A 15,650-nucleotide genomic window follows, 5' to 3' on the forward strand; every position below is an offset into this window, starting at 1 on the left:
CCCAAAGGGGGGAACCATGAGCATCAAGGAAATCTTCGACACGATGGAGTATGGCCCCGCCCCGGAGAGCGCCTCCGAGGCGCTGGCCTGGATCGGCGCCCATGGCGGCCGCTTCGGCGGCTTCATCGACGGGTCGTTCACCGAACCGGGCGAGACCTTCCCGACCAGGAACCCCGCCACTGGCGAGACGCTGGCCGCCATTACGCAGGCCACGCAAGCCGACGTGGACCGCGCCGTGGCCGCCGCCCGCGCCGCGCAGCCGGGCTGGGCGGCCCTGGGCGGGCATGACCGCGCCCGGGTCCTTTATGCCATCGCCCGTATCCTGCAGAAGCAGTCGCGCCTGTTCGCGGTTCTCGAGACGCTCGACAACGGCAAGCCCATCCGGGAAAGCCGCGACATCGACATCCCCCTCGCGCAGCGCCACTTCTATCACCACGCGGGCTACGCCGAGCTGATGGAAACGCAGCTGCCCGACCGCGCCCCCCTGGGCGTCTGCGGGCAGGTGATCCCCTGGAACTTCCCGCTGCTGATGCTGGCCTGGAAGGTCGCCCCGGCGCTGGCCATGGGCAACACCGTCGTCCTCAAGCCCGCCGAGTACACCTCGCTGACGGCGCTTCTGTTCGCCGACCTCTGCCGCCAGGCGGGCGTCCCCAAGGGCGTCGTCAACATCGTCACCGGCGACGGCGCGGTGGGCGAGATGCTGGTGAGGTCCGAGGTCGACAAGGTCGCCTTCACCGGCTCCACAGCCGTCGGCCGCCGCATCCGCGAGGCCACCGCCGGGACGGGCAAGTCGCTGACCCTGGAGCTGGGCGGCAAGTCCCCCTACATCGTCTTCGACGACGCCGACCTCGACTCGGCCGTCGAGGGGCTGGTGGACGCGATCTGGTTCAACCAGGGCCAGGTCTGCTGCGCGGGCTCGCGCCTGCTGGTGCAGGAAGGCGTCGCGACGGCCTTCACCCGCAAGCTCAAGTCCCGGATGGACCGGCTGCGGATCGGAGACCCGCTCGACAAGGTCATCGACATCGGCGCCATCGTCGACCCGGTGCAGCTGGCCACCATCACCCGCCTCGTGGACGCCAACACCGAAGGGGAGCGTTACGTCGCCCCCTGTCCGCTTCCGGCCACGGGCTCCTTCTACCCGCCGACGCTGATCTCGGGCCTGTCGCCCGCCGCGCCGCTGATGCAGGAGGAGATCTTCGGCCCGGTGCTGGTCTCCACGACGTTCCGCACGCCCGGCGAGGCCATCGAGCTGGCGAACAACACGCGCTACGGTCTTGCCGCGACGGTGTGGACCGAGAACGTGAACCTCGCGCTCGACATCGCGCCCAAGCTGGCGGCGGGCGTGGTCTGGATCAACGGCACCAACATGTTCGACGCCGCCGCCCCTTTCGGCGGGGTCCGCGAGTCGGGCTTTGGCCGCGAGGGGGGTTGGGAGGGGCTGGCGGCCTACACCCGGCCCGCCCACGATCCCGGCCGGGCCTTGTCCCCGGTCGAGGCCTTCACCGGTGAAGGGGAGCCCGCCGATCCCCTCGACCGCACGCACAAGCTCTACATCGGCGGCAAGCAGGCCCGGCCCGACGGCGGCTATTCCCGCGCGGTCTGGGGACCGTCCGGCGCGCTGCTGGGGCACGCGAGCCTCGCTAACCGCAAGGACCTAAGGAACGCCGTCGAGGCCGCGAATGCCGCGCGCTCCTGGGGCCGCACGACGGGGCACGCTCGGGCGCAGGTCCTCTATTTCCTGGCCGAGAACCTGTCGGCCCGCGCCGAGGAATTCGCCCGCCGCATCGACGGGCTCACCGGGCGGGGCGGCGCGGAGGAGGTCGAGGCGTCGCTCCGCACCCTGTTCCGCTGGGCGGCCTGGGCCGACAAGGTGGATGGCCGCGCGGCGGGGGCGCCGTTCCGGGGCGTGGCTCTGGCCATGCGGGAGCCGGTGGGCACCATCGGCGTCCTGTGCGACGACCGCGCGCCCCTCCTGGGGCTGATCGCGACCCTGGCCCCCGCCATCGCCCTGGGGAACCGGACGGTGCTGGTGGCCTCCGAGCCCTTCCCGCTCGCCGCGACCGACTTCTATCAGGTGCTGGAGACGTCCGACGTGCCAGGCGGGGTGGTGAACATCCTGACGGGCTCGCACACGGAGCTGGCGCCGGTGCTCGCCTCGCACCTCGACATCGACGCGGTCTGGAGCTTCTCGTCCCGGCCTCTCGCGTCGGTCATCGAGGCCAAGTCCTCGGGCAACCTCAAGCGGACCTGGGTGGAGACCCGCTCGCGGGACTGGACCCGCCCCGACGACCGCGCCTTCATCGACGCCGCGACCGAGGTCAAGACAGTCTGGATACCCTACGGAGAGGGCTGAGACGCCCCCTCCCTTTCGTTTCGAGGGGGTGGTCCTGGGCGCCCTAGCGCCCGAACCAGCCGCGCCGGGGCCGCTCGGGCTGCCAGGCGGCGGACATCGGATCGGCCCGGCGGCGGCTCCAGCGGCGGATGCGCGCCCAGATCGCCCAGACCACGGCGATCACCACGATCAGGAAGATGACGTTGAACCAGGGGATGATCTGGACGTCGCGGCTCGAGGCCGGCTCCATCGACACGGCGTTGGGGAACATCGACAGGAACGGGATGCGCCAGCCGTAGTAGCGCACGATCATCCAGCGCGGCGTGTCGCGGGTCGACACGGCGTCCTGCGCCTCGGCCTGGAGGTTGGCGCTGTCGAACTTGAAGTAGGTCGGGAAGCCGAAGCCCGTATCCTCGTTGCGGAACACCAGGGGGCCGCCATCGCGCTTGGTCGTGTTGATGAAGAACACGTCGGTCACGATCTGGCCCTGGGCGTTGGCCGTGGCCTCGTTGAAGGAGCGGAAGCCGCGCACCTCGTCCGGAGAGACGATCCGGTTCTCGGTGGAGGTGACATAGACCACCGCATGCTTGGGCAGGACATAGTGGAGGAACGTGCCCACAAGGACCAGAACCACCAGCCCGACAACCCATTTCACGACGCGCATCGACTCTTCCTTCTTACGACACGTTGAGCACATAGAGCAGGACCAGCAGGCCCGCCATGGGCCCGACGATCACCAGCCACAGCAGCCGCTTGCGCAGGGAGTGGTCGTAGGCGGCCATGCCCTCGTCCACGAAGATGTCCTCGTCCACGAGCTGGTCGCCGTTCCTCCATTCCCGGGACAGCCGCCGTCGCTCGCGCAGGCGCAGCCAGACCGACAGGACGGCATAGAGCACGACCAGGAACAGGGCGAAAAGGACCAGCGGGCGGAGGAATGCCATCAGCGTCGCCTCACCGCCCCCCAGGGTCCGACACGGTCGACCAGGTCGCGCGGTTCGCCGGCCGGCGCCGGCCGGGGCTCGGCGGGGCGGCCCCAGGGACCGGCGGTGGGAACGACGGGCTCCTCCATCGGCGCGTCCGGCCCGAACAGCGCCTCGCGCGTGCCGGCCTTGTCGACCATGTATTCCTGCGCCAGCGCGTCGGCGACATAGGCCTGCTTCCCCTCGGGCCAGCCCCGATACAGGCGGTAGAACGCTTCCTTGTGGCAGATGAAGAGCTGCCTCACGTCCAGCGGGGCCAGTTCCGCCAGCAGCATGTTCACGATGTCGGCCACCGGGGTCCGCCGGGCCCGCAGGGTATAGAAATAGGCCGGGTGATCCGAGGTGATGCGCGGCCAGCGGGCGCCCTCCTCGGCCCAGGCGACCAGGGCCGCCAGCCCCTCCCATTCGGGCGGGAGCCGGCCGGCGTAGCGGCGGGCCAGCGTGCGGAGATCCCGGCGCGTCGTTCCCTCGGCCAGGCGCCCCTCGGCTCCGGCGACATCGGCCACGATGAAGTCCATCTTCTGGCGCAGGAGGGCCGCCACCTCGGCGCTGCGGCCCGAGACGATGGGCTCCACGAGCTCGTTCCGGGCCAGGAAGCTCGCGATCGCGGTGCGGTCCCCGAGGTCGAGCACCTCGGGAATGGGAAGCGGCCCGAGATCATCCTTGTCGCCCGCCGCGATCGCGCCTGGCTGGGGCACGGAGCGGAAGACGTACAGGCCGCCGAAATGCGAGGTCCAGAAGTCGTCCTGCTCGAAGCTCATGGCCCGGAGCCGGACCGGATTGCGCGTGAGATCCCCGGTGACGCCGGCCAGCTGGATCATCTCGCCGATCAGCGCGTCGTCCCACCAGGCGTCCGGCTCCGACTTGAAGCGGTCGATCAGCCCGGTGAGCCGTTCCGCCGTGGCGACCGTGCCCTGCGTGGTGTCGGCCTCCACGGTCACCTTGCGGATGTCGAACAGCCGCGCCGGGGCGTCGGCCGCATAGACCGAGTTCACCAGCTCCCCCGCCACCGCGTCGCGGGCGGTCAGGGCGAACAGCTCGGCCTCGTTGGCCTCGATGAACTGCCGCAGGATCCCGCGCGAGGTGGAGAACCGCGCATTGAGGAGCGGGGCTTTCTTCTGTTCGGTGCCGAGCAGGATGAACTGCCGGTTGAAGCCCGGCGGGTTCAGGTAATGATCGTCGCCCAGCTCGTCCCCGATCTCGGGCGAAAAGCCGGAGATGTCGATGTGGAAGTCCTGGAGCGCCGTCTCCGTGCCCGTCAGGTGCTTGAGGGCGCGCTTGTAGCGCTCCACCAGCACCGGGCTGTCCACGAGCACGAGGCCGCCGAACATCAGGCCCTTCTCGATGAGGCGTTTCACCACGTCTCCTTCACCCAATGCTTCGGCAGGCTCGCGACCGAGAGTATCATGATCGGCGCCCAGAGCAGCGCGGAGAGAAGGCCCAGCCGCAGGAAGTGGGCAAGACCCGCCGCGAGCCCCGGCTGGAACAGCGCCGCGACAGGCGCCCCCTGCCAGGCGTAGAGAAGCAGGAAGAACACCGCCGCGACCACGAGAAGGAGCAGCGTCGAGACGAAGGCCAGGACCAGCAGGGGCCGCACGCCTTCGGGCCAGACGCGGCCAAGAAGGCGCGGCACCATCCAGCCCAGCGCGGCCAGGACCAGCGCGGGGAGCAGGAGGCCCGAGGAGAACTCCCGGATCACGCCGGTCCCCGCTCGGCCAGGTAGCGGCGCCTGGCCTCCTCCATCCGGCGCATGTCGCGGACGGCGGCCTCGATGGCCGTTTCGTCGGACTTGTCGCTGTAGCGGAATTCGCTGTCGGCGTAGCGGTTGATCTCCTGCAGGACCATCTCGACGGTGATGGGGCGGCGCAGCTCGCGGATCATCGCGGCCTTGGTGTCGTAGTCGCGGCGCAGGAACAGGTCCGGGTTCGCCATCCACTCGTCCGGAAGCTCCACGTCCATGGCGCGGACCTTGATCGCATCGGTGATGTTCTTGATCGCGCGCCCGGTGAAGCGCGGCTCCACCTCCTGGATCGCCTTCAGGTAGGCGCCGATCTTGGCGAGCGTGTCGAGCGGGCCGAGCTGCGCCTCCACGCGGCCCCAGACCTCCATCAGCCCCTCCTCCTTGGGGCGGCTGTGCGCGGCATAGCTTTCGGCCACCGCGCGCTGGATCGCCTGGGCCTCGAACAGCCGGTGATCGCCCATGGGGATCCCGTGGTTGCGCCCCAGGAGCAGCGCCAGGATGTCGATGTAGTCCTCGCGCGTCTGCGGCCCGTCCACCAGGAACCGTGCGCCCGCCCGTTGCCGCAGGGCGTCGTCCACGTTCTCGGGATAGTTCGAGAACATGCCGAAGGTGCAGTTCCCCCGCACCACCGTGTTCGCGCCCGCGAAGCTTTCCATCAGGACGGCGGTGATCTCGAGCTGGCCCGCCGAGGCCTGCCGGTCGCCCCGCTTGCCCGCCAGCGTGTCGATGTCGTCGATCGTGCCGAAGCCGATCACGGTAGGGTCGGTGATCTCGGTGATGAAGGCCTTGGCGTTCTGGCCGGACTTGCCCTGGTAGGAGTCGATGTTGTCGGTCGAAAGGTTCCGGTAGCGGAACGGCACGCCCGCGACCTCGCAATAGCCGTGCACGAGGCCCGCCATCATCTGGATCAGGGTGGTCTTGCCCGTTCCCGGCGCGCCATCGCCCATGAAGGTGAAGATGAAGCCCCCTTCCTCCACGAAGGGGTTCAGGCGCCGTTCGAAGTCATAGGCCATCAGCATCTTGGCGAGCTTCATGGCCTGGTGCTTGGCGATGTGGTTGCCGACGACCTCCTCGGGGCGCTTGAAGGTCATCTGCAGGGCGGGGCCGCGCCCCTTGCGGGACGGGGTGAAGCCCTGGATCGTCAGGTCATCCGCCGCAACGCGCCAACTGGCCGAGGTGAAGGCCCCAAGGCCCGGCGCATGCGCCGCCCGCGCGGCGACGCGGGCCATCAGCGTCTCGGCAAAGGCCAGCGCCGTACCGGCCAGGCGCTGATCGGTGGTGGCAAGCTGGGCGATGTCCTGGTCCAGCTCCCACAGCGCGCCCATGAGCGCGAGAGGGGCATTGTCGGTCAGCACCTCGTCAAGCTGGCCGATCTCCACCGGCTCGCCCCCTGCATGAGGGGCAAGGAGGACCGCCAGGGCATCGGCAAAGACGTGAAGCGTCACCAGCGCATCGGCGGTGCTGAGTTCGGCGAAGTCCGGCTGCTGCGCCGGGGCAAGGCTCCCCCCCGCGTTGGCGCGCTTCAGGTCCGCCAGCCCGGATCGCAGCGCCACCTGCTCGGCCAGGGCCATGGCGATGGCGATGGCGCGGCGGATGCCTTGCGCGACCGTGGCCTGGAGCGGGGACGGCAGCCCCTCGGACCCCGGAACCCCTTCGATCCGCGCCAGCAGGTGAACGGAGCCGGCGGTCGTCGTCCGCTGGGTCGCGAGGCCCGGCGTCGTGGGCCGGAAGGCCCGGCGTGTGCCGAGGCCGGACGAGCGCTCCTGCGCCGGGGCCGCTGCCGCCTGGGCGATGCGGGGCGCGTGATCGAAGCCCTGAAGGAGGTTCAGCGCCGCCGGGTAGTGACGGCGTATGTCCTCCTCGCGCAACTCCATGAGGTCGGCTGACAGGCTCATTCCAGTCTCACTTCAGGTTCAGGATCCGCCCGCCCCCGCCCACGACCACCTTGCGCATCGATCGGAAGGCGGGCGGGTCGAGTTCGGCCAGCGCCTGGTAGGGACGCGCAGGCAGGATGATGGAACGGTCGAGGCCGGAGACTCCCTGCTCCTTGGGCTCGGCGAGGGCGAAGACCTCCCGCTCCTCGAGGCCGAACCAGCCGGACTTCACCTCGTCCACGCGCTCCGAGATCAGGTCCTCCTCGGTCCAGGCCAGCGCCCAGTCCTCGCCTTCGGGCGCGCGGGCGGCGGCCAGCACGTCGCGGATCGGGCCGGTCTGCGTGGTGAAGGCCGAGGAATACATCGGGCCGAGCCGGATGCGGCGCAGGCGCTTGGGATGCAGGTCCTGGAAGTCCTGGTCGAAGCCCTTGGCGATCGTCAGGAGCGTGAGCCCGCCCACCGACTGCGCCATCAGGTGGCGCTGGACCATCGGCCATCGCATCCCGTCCTTGGGCAGCCCGTCCCGTCCGGTGTCCTCCAGCGTCATCAGGTAGATCACGGGGAGGTTGTCCGTCGCCTCGTAGACACCCCAGCGGAGGAGGTACTGCCGCCGCTCGGCCCGCCCGCCGCCGATGTTGCCGAGCCAGACCGCCTCGGGGTCGTTGCGCGCCCAGAAGAGGCCCCCCTTCCGCAGCTCCTCGTAGTAAAGCCGCTGGCTCAGGGCGTATTGCAGCCGGGTGGGCGTTACGCGCTCGGACAGGATGACCCGGACCATCTCGTCCTTGAGCGTGTCGGGCGTGGGCAGGCTCGCGAGGTTCCGCTCGGCCTGGGTGGCGTCGGCGGCCATCTCCATGAGCTCGGCCGCGACGGGGAACCCCGACTCCACACGGTCGAAGGTCAGAGTTCCCGCCTCCCGCGCCGCGCCGGCGAAATGATACTTGAGCGCCAGCGCCCGGAAGGTGAGGTTCAGGGACACGAGGCTCCGCGCCAGGGCCTCGACCTCGGGCGCGGTCATGCGGCCCGCCGCCTGCTCCTCGGCGGCGACCGTGGCAAGGTGCGTCGTGATCCGCTCGAACTTGCGGAAGTATCGGCGGGTGGCGACGGTGTCCGCGAGAACCTGATGATCGAGCGTCAGGTCCATGACGGACCGCCTTCCCGGGATGCCACGGCCTTAGCCCTGCCCGCCCCCCTGGGACCCGTAGAGGTTCTTGTCGTGCTTCTCGACGATGGCCTGGAAGCGGCGCATGAAGCGCTCGTCCGCGCGGGCCTTGGCCTCCATGACATCGCGCGAGAAGATCATCTGCTGCTCGTGCGCTTCCAGCATGTCGGCCATCCGGGCGTTGGTGGCCGCGCCGATGCCGGCCATCGCGGTCTGCGCCTCCTGGTCGGTCTTGACCCCGATCTCGTTGATCCGGTGCGCCACGTCCTGCTGCTGCGCGGTCTTGAGCGACTTGGACAGCGCGTCATAAAGCACCACCCGCTGCCGCGTGTCGGTCCGGAGCTTGTTGATCAGCACCATCTGCGTCGCCGCCTGGTTCTGGAGCGAGTCCATCCAGGTCTTGCCGCTCTCGATGTAGCGCTCCAGCGTCTGGGACAGGGCGAGCTTCACCTGCTCCTGCCGGACCAGCTCGTTGTGGCGGGAGTTCATCTGGGCGAGATCGGTTTCCAGCCGCGTACGGGCGGCGGGGTCCGTCTCGGCCCCGATGCGGTTCTCCAGGTCGATGATCTTGGGATCCATGTCGGTGATGTCGCGCCGGACGGCTTCCAGCTCGGTCACGACCTGCTCGCGCTCGGCCAGGGTCGAGGCGAGGTTGCCGTCCACCCTGGTCTTCTGCTCCTCCAGCACGCCGAGCTGGTTTTCGAGCAGCTTCACGATGGTGTCGGACTTGGCGATCAGGTCCTGGAGCTTGTCGTCGATGGTCGCCATCCGCATCCGCTCCTGCCGCATGGCCTCGGACCTGGTGGCGTTGAAGAAGCCGACGAAGGTTTCCCAGCCGGTCTTGTTCCGCATCTCCGCGAAGTCGCGCGAGAAGGCCTCGGTCACGTCGTCGAGGCCCATGATCAGTTCGGCGATGTTGGCGTTCATCACCTCGGTGTGCCTGTGCACGTCCTGCAGGGTCGCATTCTCGATGTCGAGAGGCACCTCGGTGCCCTGCCCGACGCGGGATCGCGCCCCCTCGATGCGGGAGGTCAGTTCCGAGATCTTGGCCTGGGCTTGCGCCACCTGGGCCTGGCTTTCACGGATCTGGGTCTCGAAGTCGGCCATCGCGTCCTCTCCTGCACTCGCATTTCCGTGTTAAGTGGGATGTGTAACGCAGGTTGGAAAGGTGCGTCACGCGCCGAATCGGCCAGCCTCGGAGGGGTCCGATGAGCGATGAGCTGTTCCGCTTCCTGTCGCGCAACGCCGCAGCACCCGTCCAGTCGCGCCCCCCGGCCGACCGGGTCGTGGCCGGCGACCCGGTCTTCACGACCTGGAACGTCGAGGAGCGCGGGGCGCTGTATTGCGGCCTCTGGCAGAGCACGCCCGGGAAGTGGCGCATCCATTACGATGAATGGGAGTACTGCCGCATCCTCGAGGGGCTGTCGGTGGTCACCGAGGACGGCGGTGCCGCCCGCATCGTCCGCACGGGCGACAGCTTCGTGATCCGCCCCGGATTTCGGGGCACCTGGGAGGTGCTGGAGACGACGCTCAAGGATTACGTCGTCCTTGCCTGAGGATCAGCCCCGGTTGGGCACCCCGGCCGCGCCCTGGGGCGCCAGCACCTCTGCGTTCGACAGGATGGGCGTGGTGGCGTCCCCGGCCGGAAGGGTCGGCGCGGCGGGCGCGATCATCGTACCGTCGGCCCCGTAGATGTCGGTCGCGTCAGGGATGTAGGCCACGCCTTCCTGGGCCGCCGGATTCCCGTAGTACTGCTCGGGCACCATGGCCTGCGGCACCGCCGGACGCTGGCCCTCGCCCGAATAGAAGGGCGGAAGCTGGATGCCCCGGGTGGCCATCAGCGGTCCTTCGATCCGAACCGAATCCTCGTAGGACCGGATGACGACGCGCGTCCCGTCCGGCACGCGGTTGAAGAGGTCGATGGCATCGTGGTTGAACAGCCGGATGCATCCCGCCGACCCGGAGTTCCCGATCGAGCTGAGATCGTTGGTGCCGTGGATCCGGTAATAGGTGTCGGCGCCTCCCCGATACAGATAAAGCGCGCGGGCCCCCAGAGGGCTGGCCGGACCGCCGGGCACCCCGCCCCGGTAGGGTCCGTAGACCTCGGGCTCGCGGCGCAGCATGTTCGCGGTCGGGGTCCAGCCGGGCCAGACGGCCTTGCGCTGGATACGGAACGACCCGCCGATGCCACGTCCTTCCCGCCCCACGGCGATGGGGTAGCGGACGGCCATGCCGTCGGGCTGCACCCAGTAGAGGAACTTGGCGTAAGGATCGACCTCGACGGTGCCGGGCGCCTGCTCGCCGCGGTAGGCCACGGTCGCGCGACGGTTGACGCCGCCCAGATAGGACGGCGGCACGGGGGGCAGGACATAGCCGTTGTCCTCCAATCGCTCGTAGCCCGGGACGATCTGCGATACGGGGATGCCGTCGATCATCGGCTCGGGCTGGGGCGGCGGCGGAGCGGCGCAGGCGGCCAGGCTCAGCGCCGCACAAAGGCCGAGGGCGCGAAACGCGACCCTGGGACCGGAAGAAAGACGGGACATACGGACGATCACCTTTGGCGGAAGGGCTCCGAATCACGTTAACAGGTCAAGACCGCTGCGCAATCCGCCGTTCAACCATCACCTGTGGACAACTCGCCCGATCCGGGCCGATTGGCCGGAATCCGTGCAAGGTCAGGAAAACCCGACTGTCAGAGCAGGGTGTCGCGCGGCTAAAGGACGCGGCACAAGCATTTTGCACCGACCTTTTCGAACGATCTGTTTCCACGAGGCATAGATGAGCCCGATTATCGCCCAAGCGGCCGCCCCGGCCCCCACCACGTCTTCGGATTGGGTGGGGGCCGCGACGCGGCCCGGTTCGGGCCTGGGCCTGCTGCCTGCAGCATTCTCGGCACAACCGGCCGCCTTCCTGGCCACCCTTGGCCTGGCCGCGTTGGCGGCGGCCCTGGCGCCCTGGCTCGGCCGCCGGCTCAGCCCACCACGTTGAAGGCCGGGCCGTAGGGATAGCCCGTGATGTCCTCGGCGCCGTCCTCGGTGATGACCAGGATGTCGTGCTCCCGGTAGCCGCCGGCCCCGGGCTGGCCCTCGGGGATCGTCAGCATCGGCTCCATCGAGATCACCATCCCGGGCTCCAGGATGGTGTCGATGTCCTCGCGCAGCTCCAGTCCCGCCTCGCGGCCGTAGTAATGGGACAGCACGCCGAAGGAATGGCCGTAACCGAAGGTCCGGTACCGCAGAAGGTCCCGCTCCTCGAGGAAGGCGTTGATCCTTTGCGTCACCTCGGCGCAGGACACGCCGGGCCGGAGCAGGCTCATGCCGTATTCATGGGCAGCGACGTTCGCCTCCCAGTAGGCCAGCGAGGCGGCGTCCACCTCGCGCACGAACATCGTCCTTTCCAGCGCGGTGTAATAGCCCGAGATCATCGGGAAGGCATTGAGGCTGAGGATGTCGCCGACCTGCAGCTGACGCGCGGTGACCGGGTTATGGGCGCCATCGGTGTTGATCCCGGACTGGAACCAGACCCAGGTGTCCCGGTACTCGGCGTCCGGAAACCGCCAGGCGATCTCCAGCTCCATGGCGTCGCGGCCGGCCATGGCGACGTCGATCTCGCGGGTGCCGACCCGCGCCGCCTCGCGGATGGCATGGCCGCCGACGTCGGCGACGGCCGCCCCGGCGCGGATCAGGGCGATCTCGGCGGCGGACTTGTGCATCCGCTGGCGCATGGCGGCCGGGGCGATGTCCTCCACCCGCTCGGGCGACAGGACGGCCCTGAGCTTCTGGTCCTGCAGGAGGGTCAGGTGGTCGCCCTCGATCCCGATCGTCCTGGCGTTTCCGGCGACCTGGGCCACGGCCCGCCAGAAGTTGTCCCGCGCCCAGTCGGTATAGGTGAGGTTGTCGCCGTAGCCGCGCCGCCAGGGCTGGCCCGCGTCGATGCCCGCGCTGATCGTCACGCTCTGGGTCGGGGTGACCACCAGCCCGTAGGGCCGCCCGAACGAGCAGTAGAGAAAGCCCGAATAATACGCGATCCCGTGCATGGAGGTGATCAGCGCGACCTCGACGCCCGCTTCCTCCATGATGGCGCGCAGGCCCTTCAGCCGTGCGTCATACTCGGTGTCGGCAAAGGGAAGGGTGCGCTCCCCCTGGTGGAAGCGGTAAGTGGCGGGACGGTTCATCGTCATCGTGTCAGACCCTTGGTGGGGGTCCGCGCGCCTGTGTGCAGGGACCCCGAAAGGTCCCGGCGTACAGGACGTGGCAGGTTGCTGCCTGCAAGCGATGGGGCACGACACCCCTGCGGCGACGCCATCGCCACGAGCTCGGAGCCGAGACTGGCGGCAACCGCGGCCAGGCGCAAGCTCCTTCGGCAGGGGCCCGCCGCCCATCGGCCCGCCGGCTTGCCGTTGCCAGGGTGTCGCGGCATGAGGCCTGGCGCGGATGAAGGACGGCTGATGCGGATCGCTGGCAGGACGGGCGTGGTGACCGGGGTCGATGGCCCGATCGGGGCTGCGATCGCGCGCGGCCTTGTGGCAGCCGGCGTGCGCCTGAGCGTGGAAGCGGCCGACAAGACGCTGGCCCGCTCGATCGCGGCTGGGATCGGCGCCGACCCCGTATCGGCCGGCTGGGCCGAGGAGACGTCCCCCGACATCCTGGTGGACGCGGCCCCCCTGCCGGCCATGGGGCCCCGCCTCTCGGAGGCCGGCGCATGGGAAGACGCGCTGCTGGCTTCGGGGCGCGCCCTGTCCCGGGCGGCCACCTGCGCCGCCCGGATGCCTCGGGACGGGGCGATCCTGGTGGTGTCGGCACTGCCCGCTGCCTTGCCCATGGCCGGCTGGCTCGTCCCCCTGCTCGCCTGGCGGGAGGCGGCCGTGGCCACCCTCGCCCGCGAACTGGCGCCGCAGGGCATTCGGGTGAACGGCCTGGCCCCCGTCCTCGGGACCGGGGGCCGCCTTCCCGGCTTCCTGCAACGGGGGGCCGCCAGCGCCCCAGCCACCCCGCTGAGCCGGGCCGCCACGCCGCCGGAGGTCGCCCAGGCCGCCCTGTGGCTTCTGGAAACGGACCTGGTGACCGGGCTGACCTTGCCGCTCGATGGCGGGCGAAGGCTCTAGCCCCGTTCGGCCGTCAGCCTTCGACAAGGGCGCGGGTCAGGGGGTGCTCGGGTCGCTCGAGCCCCGCGATGACGTCGAAGTGATGCCGCCCGGTCTCCACGGACAGCGCGGCGCCCCAGCATCGCGCCAGCCAGAGCGCCTGGTCGCGGAAGGCTGGCCGCTCGTCCTCCCCCACCCAGACCGTGACGGGAACGGCCGGGCGGGGGCGGAAGAGCGGGCTCTCGGCCACCGCTTCGGCGATGTCGAGCCGCAGCGTGGCGTTCATCCCGGTGCGCAGCAGGGGCAGGAGGCTGGACAAGGGCGAGATCGGGACCACCCGGGCCAGACGGTCGCGGACGGACAACGGCACGTCCCCGCAGGCCAGCCGGGCGACCAGATGGCCCCCGGCGGAATGTCCGGCCAAAGCAATCGGCCCCTCCACCTCCGCCGCGGCCCGTTCCACCGCGCGGGCGAGGCTGCGGACGATGCCGCCGACCCGGGCGTCGGGGCAGAGCGGATAGGAGGGCAGCGCCACGGCCCAGCCCCGGGCCAGCGGCCCCGCCGCCAGATGCGCGAAGTCCGGCGCCGAGAAGGCCATCCAGTAGCCGCCATGGACCAGAACCGCGAGTCCCCGGGGCACCCCGGCGGGCCGGACCAGCAGGAGCCGCTCCCGCGGGTGCCCGCCGTAGGGGATGTCCTCGGGGGCGTGCGCGGCGCGGAAAGCGCTGGAGGCTTCGGCCCAGCGGTCCGGAAAGGCTGCGCCGCCGGGGATGTGAGCCGCGTTGGCATAGGCGTCGGAGAGGTCCATTCCCGCATCGGTCCTGTCGCGATCCGGCTGGACGCGATCCGTCCGCCGTGCTGATTGGGTGCGACCGTAACGGAGGCGATCATGCTCGACCATACCACGGACCTTTCGTCCCTCCTCAAGCGACCGGACCTCCTGTGCCTGCGCGCCTATGCCGGCGGCGAATGGGTCGAGGCGGCGTCCGGCAAGACCTTCGAGGTCCGCAACCCCGCGCGCGGCGATGTCATCGCCGTCCTCCCCGACCTGAACCGCGAGGAGATCGCGCGCGCCATCGACGTGGCCCACGCCGCCCAGAAGCCCTGGGCCGCGAAGACCGGCAAGGAGCGCGCCCGGATCCTGCGCCGCTGGCACGACCTGATGATGGAACATCAGGAAGACCTCGCCATCATCATGACCGCCGAGCAGGGCAAGCCCCTGTCCGAAAGCCGGGGCGAGGTCGCCTATGGGGCGTCCTACGTCGAATGGTTCGGCGAAGAGGCCAAGCGCATCTACGGCGAGACCATCCCCGGCCACATGGCCGACAAGCGGATCACCGTCATCCGGCAACCCATCGGGGTCGCGGCGGGGATCACGCCCTGGAACTTTCCGAACGCCATGATCGCGCGCAAGGTGGCCCCGGCCTTGGCGGCCGGCTGCGCGTTCGTCTCGCGTCCGGCGGCCCTAACGCCCCTGTCGGCCCTGGCCATGGCCAAGCTCGCCGAGGAGGCGGGCGTGCCGCCGGGGGTGTTCAGCGTCGTCACCACGACCTCGTCCTCGGAGGCCGGGAAGGAGTTCTGCGAGAACCCCAAGGTCCGCAAGCTGACCTTCACCGGCAGCACGGAGGTGGGGCGGATCCTGCTCCGGCAGGCCGCCGGCCAGATCATGAAATGCTCCATGGAGCTCGGGGGCAACGCGCCCTTCATCGTGTTCGACGACGCCGACCTCGACGAGGCCGTCAAGGGCGCGATCGTCTCCAAGTTCCGCAACAACGGGCAGACCTGCGTCTGCGCCAACCGCATCTACGTGCAGGCCGGGGTCTACGACGCCTTCGCCGAGAAGCTGGCCGCCGCCGTCGGGCGGATGAAGGTGGGCGACGGGCTGGACCAGGGGACCGAGCTCGGCCCTCTCATCGAGCCCAAAGCCGCCGACAAGGTGCGCGAGCACATCGAGGACGCCGTGGCCAAAGGCGCGCGCGTGCTGACCGGCGGGCATGGCCATCCCCTGGGCGGCAACTTCTTCGAGCCGACCATCGTCGCCGGAGCCACCAGGGAAATGAAGGTCGCCCACGAGGAAACCTTCGGCCCCTTCGCGCCCCTCTTCCGCTTCGAGGACGAGGCGGACGTGATCGAGCAGGCGAACGACACCATCTTCGGCCTGGCCTGCTATTTCTACGCCCGCGACCTGAGCCGCGTGATCCGCGTGCAGGAGGCGCTCGAATACGGGATGGTCGGCGTGAACACCGGCCTCATCTCGACCGAGGTCGCTCCCTTCGGCGGCGTGAAGCAATCGGGCCTCGGACGCGAGGGGTCGCGCCACGGGATCGAGGACTACCTGGAAATGAAGTACATCTGCACCCAGGTCTGACCCGGAGCCGGGCGCGTCGGGCCGCAGCGCCGGACGCGGGCCGGGCCTTGCCTCGGGCGCATCGTTGCCGCGATGCCGTCGCGGCGCTTGCCGCGGGCCCAAGCTGCCCATAA

15 protein-coding genes are annotated in these 15,650 nt (G+C 69.9%); 5 read left to right on the forward strand and 10 right to left on the reverse strand.

What is annotated here, in order from left to right:
• The first annotated feature begins 16 nt into the window (after positions 1-16).
• Positions 17-2,353 carry an aldehyde dehydrogenase family protein gene (locus J3P31_RS13065; RefSeq protein ID WP_210528912.1) on the forward strand — a complete coding sequence of 779 codons (2,337 nt, stop codon included), beginning with the start codon at positions 17-19 and terminating at the stop codon, positions 2,351-2,353.
• A 43-nt stretch (positions 2,354-2,396) separates the two neighbouring features.
• Here the strand turns inward: J3P31_RS13065 and J3P31_RS13070 are convergent, their stop codons facing one another.
• The 7 genes from J3P31_RS13070 to J3P31_RS13100 are packed head-to-tail and all read right to left on the reverse strand — an operon-like array spanning position 2,397 to position 9,193.
• Positions 2,397-2,996, reverse strand: coding sequence for a DUF1523 family protein (locus tag J3P31_RS13070; RefSeq protein WP_210528913.1), 600 nt, complete (start codon positions 2,994-2,996; stop codon positions 2,397-2,399).
• 13 nt (positions 2,997-3,009) lie between these two features.
• Complete coding sequence (locus tag J3P31_RS13075) at positions 3,010-3,273, reverse strand: hypothetical protein (RefSeq protein ID WP_210528914.1); 264 nt, start codon at positions 3,271-3,273, stop codon at positions 3,010-3,012.
• Positions 3,273-4,670, reverse strand: a complete 1,398-nt coding sequence (locus J3P31_RS13080) for a DUF6638 family protein (protein WP_210528915.1) — start codon at positions 4,668-4,670, stop codon at positions 3,273-3,275. Before J3P31_RS13080 ends, J3P31_RS13075 begins: the two co-directional genes overlap by 1 nt.
• A complete protein-coding gene (locus tag J3P31_RS13085) occupies positions 4,667-5,011 on the reverse strand; it encodes a hypothetical protein (protein ID WP_210528916.1) in 345 nt (114 codons plus the stop codon). The genes J3P31_RS13080 and J3P31_RS13085 overlap by 4 nt, the downstream gene beginning before the upstream one ends.
• Positions 5,008-6,948 carry an AAA family ATPase gene (locus J3P31_RS13090; RefSeq protein ID WP_210528917.1) on the reverse strand — a complete coding sequence of 647 codons (1,941 nt, stop codon included), beginning with the start codon at positions 6,946-6,948 and terminating at the stop codon, positions 5,008-5,010. The genes J3P31_RS13085 and J3P31_RS13090 overlap by 4 nt, the downstream gene beginning before the upstream one ends.
• A gap of 7 nt (positions 6,949-6,955) precedes the next feature.
• Positions 6,956-8,068, reverse strand: coding sequence for a hypothetical protein (locus J3P31_RS13095; RefSeq protein WP_210528918.1), 1,113 nt, complete (start codon positions 8,066-8,068; stop codon positions 6,956-6,958).
• Positions 8,069-8,098: 30 nt separating this feature from the next.
• Positions 8,099-9,193, reverse strand: a complete 1,095-nt coding sequence (locus tag J3P31_RS13100; RefSeq protein WP_210528919.1) for a hypothetical protein — start codon at positions 9,191-9,193, stop codon at positions 8,099-8,101.
• A gap of 101 nt (positions 9,194-9,294) precedes the next feature.
• Here J3P31_RS13100 and J3P31_RS13105 point away from each other — a divergent pair, with 101 nt between their 5' ends.
• Positions 9,295-9,642: a cupin domain-containing protein gene (locus tag J3P31_RS13105; RefSeq protein ID WP_210528920.1), complete on the forward strand. Its 348-nt coding sequence runs from the start codon at positions 9,295-9,297 to the stop codon at positions 9,640-9,642.
• Positions 9,643-9,645: 3 nt separating this feature from the next.
• Here the strand turns inward: J3P31_RS13105 and J3P31_RS13110 are convergent, their stop codons facing one another.
• Positions 9,646-10,629 carry a L,D-transpeptidase gene (locus tag J3P31_RS13110; protein WP_210528921.1) on the reverse strand — a complete coding sequence of 328 codons (984 nt, stop codon included), beginning with the start codon at positions 10,627-10,629 and terminating at the stop codon, positions 9,646-9,648.
• A 235-nt stretch (positions 10,630-10,864) separates the two neighbouring features.
• On the opposite strand from J3P31_RS13110, the gene J3P31_RS13115 reads away from it, so the two are divergent.
• The gene (locus tag J3P31_RS13115; protein WP_210528922.1) at positions 10,865-11,074 is read left to right on the forward strand and encodes a hypothetical protein; all 210 of its coding nucleotides are present in this window, start codon (positions 10,865-10,867) and stop codon (positions 11,072-11,074) included.
• Here J3P31_RS13115 and J3P31_RS13120 read toward each other — a convergent pair.
• Positions 11,058-12,260, reverse strand: a complete 1,203-nt coding sequence (locus J3P31_RS13120; RefSeq protein ID WP_210528997.1) for an aminopeptidase P family protein — start codon at positions 12,258-12,260, stop codon at positions 11,058-11,060. The two genes, J3P31_RS13115 and J3P31_RS13120, sit on opposite strands and share 17 nt — an antisense overlap.
• Before the next feature lie 273 nt (positions 12,261-12,533).
• Between J3P31_RS13120 and J3P31_RS13125 the strand changes: the two genes are divergently transcribed.
• Entirely contained in the window at positions 12,534-13,190 is a 657-nt protein-coding gene (locus J3P31_RS13125) for an SDR family oxidoreductase (RefSeq protein WP_210528923.1), read from the forward strand.
• 13 nt (positions 13,191-13,203) lie between these two features.
• On the opposite strand, the gene J3P31_RS13130 is transcribed toward J3P31_RS13125, so the two are convergent.
• The gene (locus J3P31_RS13130) at positions 13,204-13,977 is read right to left on the reverse strand and encodes a hormone-sensitive lipase (protein WP_210528924.1); all 774 of its coding nucleotides are present in this window, start codon (positions 13,975-13,977) and stop codon (positions 13,204-13,206) included.
• An 81-nt stretch (positions 13,978-14,058) separates the two neighbouring features.
• Between J3P31_RS13130 and J3P31_RS13135 the strand changes: the two genes are divergently transcribed.
• On the forward strand, positions 14,059-15,537 hold the full coding sequence (locus J3P31_RS13135) for an NAD-dependent succinate-semialdehyde dehydrogenase (protein ID WP_210528925.1): 1,479 nt from the start codon (positions 14,059-14,061) through the stop codon (positions 15,535-15,537).
• Positions 15,538-15,650: the final 113 nt, after the last annotated feature.

The sequence above is a fragment of the Rubellimicrobium arenae genome, assembly GCF_017916275.1.
GTDB classification, from domain to species: domain Bacteria; phylum Pseudomonadota; class Alphaproteobacteria; order Rhodobacterales; family Rhodobacteraceae; genus Rubellimicrobium; species Rubellimicrobium arenae.